This window comes from Paenibacillus sp. alder61 (assembly GCF_020179875.1).
GTDB lineage: Bacteria > Bacillota > Bacilli > Paenibacillales > Paenibacillaceae > Fontibacillus > Fontibacillus faecis.
In genome coordinates, this window is record NZ_JAIUDG010000034.1 from 47,877 (window position 1) to 54,487 (window position 6,611).

Below are 6,611 nucleotides of genomic sequence, written 5' to 3' on the forward strand. Positions count from 1 at the left end.
ATTACACCCCTCCGTGTTCTGCTTATCAATTTGGGAGTTACCCCTTGATGCCGGTATTGGCCAAACCCTGCACGATATACTTTTGAAAAAACGCAAATATGAGTAAAGCGGGCAGCGTAATGCCCAGGCTCAATGTAATAATGAGCGGATAGTTGATCACGGCCCCGGGGCTGGCGCCCACCGAGGATAATCGGGTTATCGCCGCCGGAAGCGTTTGCAAGTGATCGCTCGTCGTATAGAAGAACGGGGTAATGAAATCGTTCCACGTCCCCAGTGCGGTCGTAATCGCGATAAACGCCATAATCGGCAGCTGCAGCGGGAACAGAATCCGAAAGATCAGCCGGACCGTGCCCGCCCCGTCCACGGTGGCCGCTTCATCGATTTCTATCGGCACTTTTTCCAGAGACTGCTTGACCAGGAAAGTCCCCATAATATTGATGCTCGGACCGCCGATCAAATAGATCCACCATGTATCCAAAATTCCCGTTCCCCCCGTAAAAATATGATTGCCGCCGGCAAAGGGAAATCTGGCGAACTCCAGGTAGGTTGGAATAATGGCCAGTGTTCCCGGAATCATTTGGGTTGCGAGCAGGATCAGGAACAAGGTATCCCGACCTTTAAAGCGCAGACGCGCAAATACGTAGCCGGCCAGAAACGAGGTGAATAGCGCCCAGAAGGTGTTGTATACCGTTCGGATCAGGGAGTTTTGCAGGTAGACCGTAACCGCCGCGTCGGTGGATCCGGCAATCAGCGCTTTGAAGTTGGCCAGCGTGGGCGCCTTAGGAATCGGAAATAGGCCCAGAACCGTGGACGTAAATTCCGTTTTGTTGAAAAATCCCGCCAGGATCATAAAAACGAGGGGATACAGCAAAACGAGTCCGATGCCCAGCAAAAAAAGATGCCCCAGCAAGTGAACGGGCCTAAACTGACTTTTCAGTGCGGCTGCTGCTGTCCTTGCCATCATTTTCCCCTCCCCTTTTCAGCGGCTTCACCGGGATTGTGGTCCTTCTGTCGGAGCGGGTGGACCAGTTGTAATAAACGACCGTTACGGCGATGACTATAACCGCCATGATCAGTGAGGAGGCCCCGGCCATCCCCAGGTTAAAATCCCAGAAGCCGTCGCGGTAAATCCGGAAGACGAGGACTTCCGTCTGCCCGTAAGGGCCGCCGTTTGTAATAAACAGCACCTGCTCGTAAATCTGAATCGCCGCGATGAGGTTGGTGATGACGATATAGGTGGCGATCGGTTTAAGTCCCGGCAAGGTAACGTACCGCAGCTTCCCCCATCGGCCGGCCCCGTCGATCTCCGCCGCCTCATACAAGGAGACGTCCACGGACTGCAAGCCTGCGAGCCAGATCAGCGCGGCGCCGCCGACACCTTTCCAGACCGAGTAAACCACAATCCAGAAAATGCCCCAAAACACGGAGTACTGCCACACGATCGGTTCTTTGCCGAGTGATTTCAGAACATTGTTGATCACACCGTTATTCGTATCGAGAAAAATGTTAAAGACTTGAGTTGTGGCTACCGTCGAAGTGACGGCGGGAATGTACCAGATGGACCGGTAAAAACCTTTTCCGAACAGGGGCATATTCATAAACAACGCCGCACCGAAGCCTGCGATCAGCGTCACCCCGGTCACCAGCCCCCCGAGCCAGACGGACCTCCACAAGGCGTCGGTGTATACCGGGTTTTTGAAGAAAGCGATAAAATTGCCGAACCAGATAAAATTGGGCGTATCCGCCAGCCCCACCCACTCGAAAAAACCCAGCACAAAACCGAAAAGCGTGGGAAAACCGGAAACGACAAGCCAAACCAAAAACATCGGAACCAGAATAACCGCCGCGATAACCGCATCCCTATGCCTTCGCAGCCCGCGCTTGAAAGACGGAGACTTTCCCGTCCATTCCGCCGCCCTTTCCATCGTTTTCGCTCCTCCTCACCTGAAAAAGCTCGACTGAATCATAAGGTTATTTAATTGTATTATTAAATATATTTTAATATGTCATTTAAGTCAAGATATTAGATATATCATTTATCGCTAATTTTAAACAAAAAAACACTTGCCGAAGGTTATTCGGCAAGTGTCTTTTTACTTGGCAATATTATCGTTCGAACTTTTAGGATCTAACTTGGGGAGCCGGTCCTGTCGTCCTTCGCTCAATCAGTTTCGGTTGCAAGATGACTTTGGTATACCCCGAATCCGTGCTCTTCTTGCTGCCGTCTTCCAAAATATTCAGCAAAATGCGTGCCGCCTCCCGGCCCATTTCCTGTTCCGACTGCGAGATATGCGAGTAATGCTCCGTGCCGTACAATCCCGGTGACGGATCATCGAACGTCAGAATGGATACCTCCCCCGGTACATCCAATCCTAACTCCGAACAGATGGAATGAATGTACATGCCAAGCCGGCCGTTCAAGGTAATATAGGCGGTTGCAATCCGGTTCTTAATGAATCTGTACAACGGATGCTTCTTATCGATCCCCCCGTAGTCGACATTAAAATCCGTTAGAATCAACGCCGGGTTGATCATCGCGCCCTTTTGCTTCAGCGCCTCCATATACCCGTTAATCCGGTCCTCCACCGTAATCGTCGGCAGCGGCGAATCCGAGCAAATCGCTATATCCCGATGCCCGAGCCCCCACAGATAATCCACCGCCAATTGTCCGCCGACCATTCCGTCGCTGCGTGCGACATTCGTGGCCACTCCCGGTAAATACCGATCCACCAATACAAACGGAAAACCGTTGAGTTTCAGGGACAAAATCTCCTCATTGTAAGTTTCCGCGTCACACGGAAAAATAATCAGACCGGCTGCACCTTTCCGTATCAGGTCGTTTACCGCTTCTTTCTCCCGTTCTATCGAATTATAGGTCAACACGATCTGCAGGCTGTACGGAGTGGCTTCGATCGCTTCCGTGATTCCCTGGATCAGCCGTATTCCAAAATAGTCCACCAGATGAGGCATCACCAATCCGATGACCCTCCGCCCCCCGGCCGCGGACCAAGCGCTTAGTCCGTTGTTGCCAAGGCCATCACTCGGACTGGAATAAGATCCTCCAAACCCGGCTGCTTTTGTCGGCGCTATCTCCCCTTCTTCACGACCATACCCCGAGGCCGGCTGGTGGTCCGCGATCAATTCACCTATCGTTTCGCTGACAAAGCTTCCCCGGCCGGGAATACGATAAATCCATCCTTCTTTCGCAAGCTGCATCAAGGCGTTCGCCACGGTAATCCGGCTGACCTGAAATTCCTCCATCAACTCTTTTTCCGAAGGGATCTTATCATTTGCCTTTAACTGCCCCTTCAGAATTAGCTCCTTATAATGCTGCTGAATTTTCAAATACAAAGGCATGCGCTCATTTTGCATAGTTCCTCTCCTAACGTTCATCTCTCTTATCTCAAAAATATATCATTTATGTCATTTAGTCAAATAAACTGCACACTTTAATTGTGATAATATTTAAAATTATTGACAAGAATTATTAGATATATTTAACATATGTTTTAGATGTAATCGTTCTCATGGAGTTGAGCCGGAAAGGAGGAACGGATTCAGGCGCAAGTCGGACGATGAAGCATCTAATCCTATGAGTAGACGAGGTGTTTGACTTGGTTCGAAAATTTGCTGTGTTTTGCCTAGCCTGGATATGCACATTTACTTTTTCGATCAGTACCTACGCAGCGCCAACCGCCGCACCATCTAATTCCTCAATCCGTTGGCCCAAGGATCAGGAGCTTCCCCGTTTTGCCCAAGCCAAAAAACTGGACGTAGCGGATGTATACGACGCCCCGGGCGACGTCCGGCTTTTGTTTGCTACGATGCAGGGTGTCGTTAACCGGACGCTTCCGCGGATTTATTTGCTGGAGAGTCAGGAGGAAGGCCGGCTGACCTGGCTGGAAACGCTAAAAACGCCTTATACCGTTCACCAAGATTATTGGACGATTCTCAAAAAATATAAACACGAGCTGAACGGCCTCATTGTTTATGATCCTGAGGTTCCGGACTCGATAAATGTCGCCACTACGCTGGCCGGTTTGAAGAACGCGGCCGTGGCCAGCCCCGAGCTCGCCGCTAAGCTCACGAAGGCGCCTTATCACCTGAGGGTCCTTGAAGATCTTCGCGGTAAATTCCGGGATCGCATGGACGCTTATACCTGGCAGTATGAGAATCTGTGGAATCAAACCACACACCGGATGCTCGTCGGCTTGAGTCCGGACACCTCCATTCAGATTCCCCCTGGGCTGCCCGAATCATTCAAGGTCATCGCGGAAGAGTCCGAACAGATTCGGGACGCGAGCAATAAAAACACCTATAACCTGGACCTGTCTGAGTTTCTGGGGGGCGACTCCGTCTACTTGCGCTTTGACGACGCTTTTACCCAGGATGGCTGGGGACCGGCGGTTCACGAGGTCACCGTGAAGGCCGATGGCCGGACGATCGCTCAATTCGTGCCCGGAACGTCCGAGGAAGAACCTTTTCTTTATGATCGTCAAAACTCCGCACTTTCCGCCGGAGATGGCGGGCACCGTTTTGCCGACAACGGCCACTATTTTGTGTATCGCTTTGCTCCACCCGCCGGTACGAAGCAGCTAACCGCCTCGGTCGTCATGTGGAATCAATTTAAAGTGTCGGCCGGCCAACTTCAACCGCTCTCCTCCGAGCAGAAGGAGCCGTACGGTTATTTGCGCGATTATGCGGTAGCCAATAAAGCCATGGTTTTCTGGCTGGAATCTAACGTGCCGGAACAAAAAGCTTTATTCGAACAAATCATGTCCGAAGTGGAACCCGGCACCCCTTATCTCGGCTGGTTCAGCAATGATGTTCAAGGCGAATTCAGTTCGGTCGAAATCGCCTCCAATCACGGGGTTTATGTTTTGGCGGCGGATTGGTTCAGCAATCTGACCGTTTTCTCGGGTACCCGGCCGAAAAAGGTTGAAGACCGCATACCCGCGGCCCCTCCGCTGCAAAACAAAATTTATGTAACGCTGACTTTTAGTGAAGGCGATAATTTTCAATATAATCAACATAAAATGCGAAACCTCTGGGAAGATCCGGCCCGCGGGCAAGTGCCGATCAATTGGACCTCCAGCCCGCTGCTCTATGACGCGGCTCCGGCCATTCTAAACTATTATCGGCAGACGGCTACCGAAAACGACTTCATTATGGCGGGGCCTTCAGGGGCCGGTTATTTTTATCCGGAAGCTTGGCCGAAGGATACCTTCACCCGTTTTATGGACGAATCCTATAAATACGCGGTGAGCAGCGGGATGACCCTCCCTTATGTTCTCAATCGGATCAACGGGGAGAATGTCCCCCTCGGCGATTCCTACGCTGCGGCTTATGAGCATAACTATAAAGCGGATGGATTGTTGTTAAGCTGGGAGGATCGCTATGGCGTGGAAATATGGAACGACTCGCTCCCCATATCGATCTTACAGGGCGTCAGTACCGCTCAGGACGCGCTTCGGATTTTAAATGAATCCAAGGCGGCATGGGATGGGAAATCCCCTCAATTCGTCTCACTGGGGCTTCTGGCCTGGAGTATGACGCCGAGCGATGTGGCGACCTTAAGAAAGGAATTGGGTGATGAATTCGAGTTTGTCCGGGCGGACCATTACTTTAAGCTGATTCGCGAAACCTATGGGCTTCCGGTGAACTAACCAGGTGAACTAACCAGGTGAACTAACCGAACCGAAATGAAACCAGCCCTCTCGTTGTTCTATGTAGACAAGAGAGGGCTGGTTCTGTAAAAGACCTTGCTTAGTATTCAACTTTCTTCATGGAAGAACTCCATGCCTTAAAAGGAAGCAATCTGTTCGGTGTGGAGATCTGCTTCATCGGTATAAAACGCTGTTCCATCGGTTGAGCGATCTGCTCATAAATAAACTGGTCGTCAAATCCGATATGAGCGGCATCCTCCTTCGTACCGGCAAAATAAACGGCATCCGGGCGAGACCAATAGATAGCGCCAATGCACATCGGACAGGGTTCACAGCTTGTATAGAGGGTACAGCCCTTCAGTTGAAAATCATTCAGGTGACGGCAGGCCTCCCGGATCGCCTGGACTTCCGCATGAGCCGTCGGGTCATTCAAGGAAGTGACGGAGTTACGGCCAGCGCCGATGATGACTCCATCCTTAACGACAATGGCGCCAAACGGCCCACCTTCGGCATTTAGAACGTTCTCGTGAGCTTCCCGGATCGCGAGTTCCATCCAATAGGAATGATCTTTTTCAGCCATGTTGTCGTGCTCCTTTTAAAATCTCTTGCATCCCCGTTATTATATCCTCTTTCTTCGGAAAATGACAAACGTAAAATTTAATAAGCTTTGCTCATTTGGCAGTCAGCAATTATGTTCACATCTGTTACATTGCCACCCGCCGGCGCAGTTCGACATGAGCATTCGCCTCATGGACTTTTTAAAAAATGGAATTTAGAATACTTGTACAACCTCTTTAATATCATCGATTTCCTCAAGAATTGCGCGTTCAATAGCGGCTTTTAACGTAATCGTAGCACTTGGGCAACCGTTGCAGGCTCCCAAAAATCTTAATTTGGCTACACCGTTCTCAACCTCGACCAATTCTGCGTCTCCACCGTCACGCA

6 protein-coding genes are annotated in these 6,611 nt (G+C 50.7%); 1 reads left to right on the forward strand and 5 read right to left on the reverse strand.

The window, feature by feature from the left end:
- Positions 1 to 37 precede the first annotated feature (37 nt).
- From LBW89_RS25855 to LBW89_RS25865, 3 genes are all read right to left on the reverse strand, one after another.
- Positions 38 to 964, reverse strand: coding sequence for a carbohydrate ABC transporter permease (locus LBW89_RS25855; RefSeq protein ID WP_225040812.1), 927 nt, complete (start codon positions 962 to 964; stop codon positions 38 to 40).
- Positions 921 to 1,925, reverse strand: coding sequence for a carbohydrate ABC transporter permease (locus LBW89_RS25860; protein WP_148451115.1), 1,005 nt, complete (start codon positions 1,923 to 1,925; stop codon positions 921 to 923). Before LBW89_RS25860 ends, LBW89_RS25855 begins: the two co-directional genes overlap by 44 nt.
- Before the next feature lie 196 nt (positions 1,926 to 2,121).
- Positions 2,122 to 3,372, reverse strand: coding sequence for a GntR family transcriptional regulator (locus LBW89_RS25865; protein WP_148451117.1), 1,251 nt, complete (start codon positions 3,370 to 3,372; stop codon positions 2,122 to 2,124).
- Between the two features lie 242 nt (positions 3,373 to 3,614).
- Between LBW89_RS25865 and LBW89_RS25870 the strand changes: the two genes are divergently transcribed.
- Entirely contained in the window at positions 3,615 to 5,666 is a 2,052-nt protein-coding gene (locus tag LBW89_RS25870) for a GxGYxYP domain-containing protein (protein ID WP_148451118.1), read from the forward strand.
- A 100-nt stretch (positions 5,667 to 5,766) separates the two neighbouring features.
- Here the strand turns inward: LBW89_RS25870 and LBW89_RS25875 are convergent, their stop codons facing one another.
- Both LBW89_RS25875 and LBW89_RS25880 read right to left on the reverse strand, forming a co-directional pair.
- Entirely contained in the window at positions 5,767 to 6,246 is a 480-nt protein-coding gene (locus tag LBW89_RS25875) for a nucleoside deaminase (protein WP_148451119.1), read from the reverse strand.
- Between the two features lie 192 nt (positions 6,247 to 6,438).
- Positions 6,439 to 6,611: NifU family protein (locus tag LBW89_RS25880; RefSeq protein ID WP_225040813.1), on the reverse strand; the 173-nt coding region annotated here is incomplete at its 5' end.

Excerpts from the sequence above, each read along its gene's own strand:
- LBW89_RS25855 (WP_225040812.1), bottom strand. The coding sequence starts at position 964 with ATGATGGCAAGGACAGCAGCAGCCGCACTGAAAAGTCAGTTTAGGCCC.
- LBW89_RS25860 (WP_148451115.1), bottom strand. The coding sequence starts at position 1,925 with ATGGAAAGGGCGGCGGAATGGACGGGAAAGTCTCCGTCTTTCAAGCGC.
- LBW89_RS25865 (WP_148451117.1), bottom strand. The coding sequence starts at position 3,372 with ATGCAAAATGAGCGCATGCCTTTGTATTTGAAAATTCAGCAGCATTAT.
- LBW89_RS25875 (WP_148451119.1), bottom strand. The coding sequence starts at position 6,246 with ATGGCTGAAAAAGATCATTCCTATTGGATGGAACTCGCGATCCGGGAA.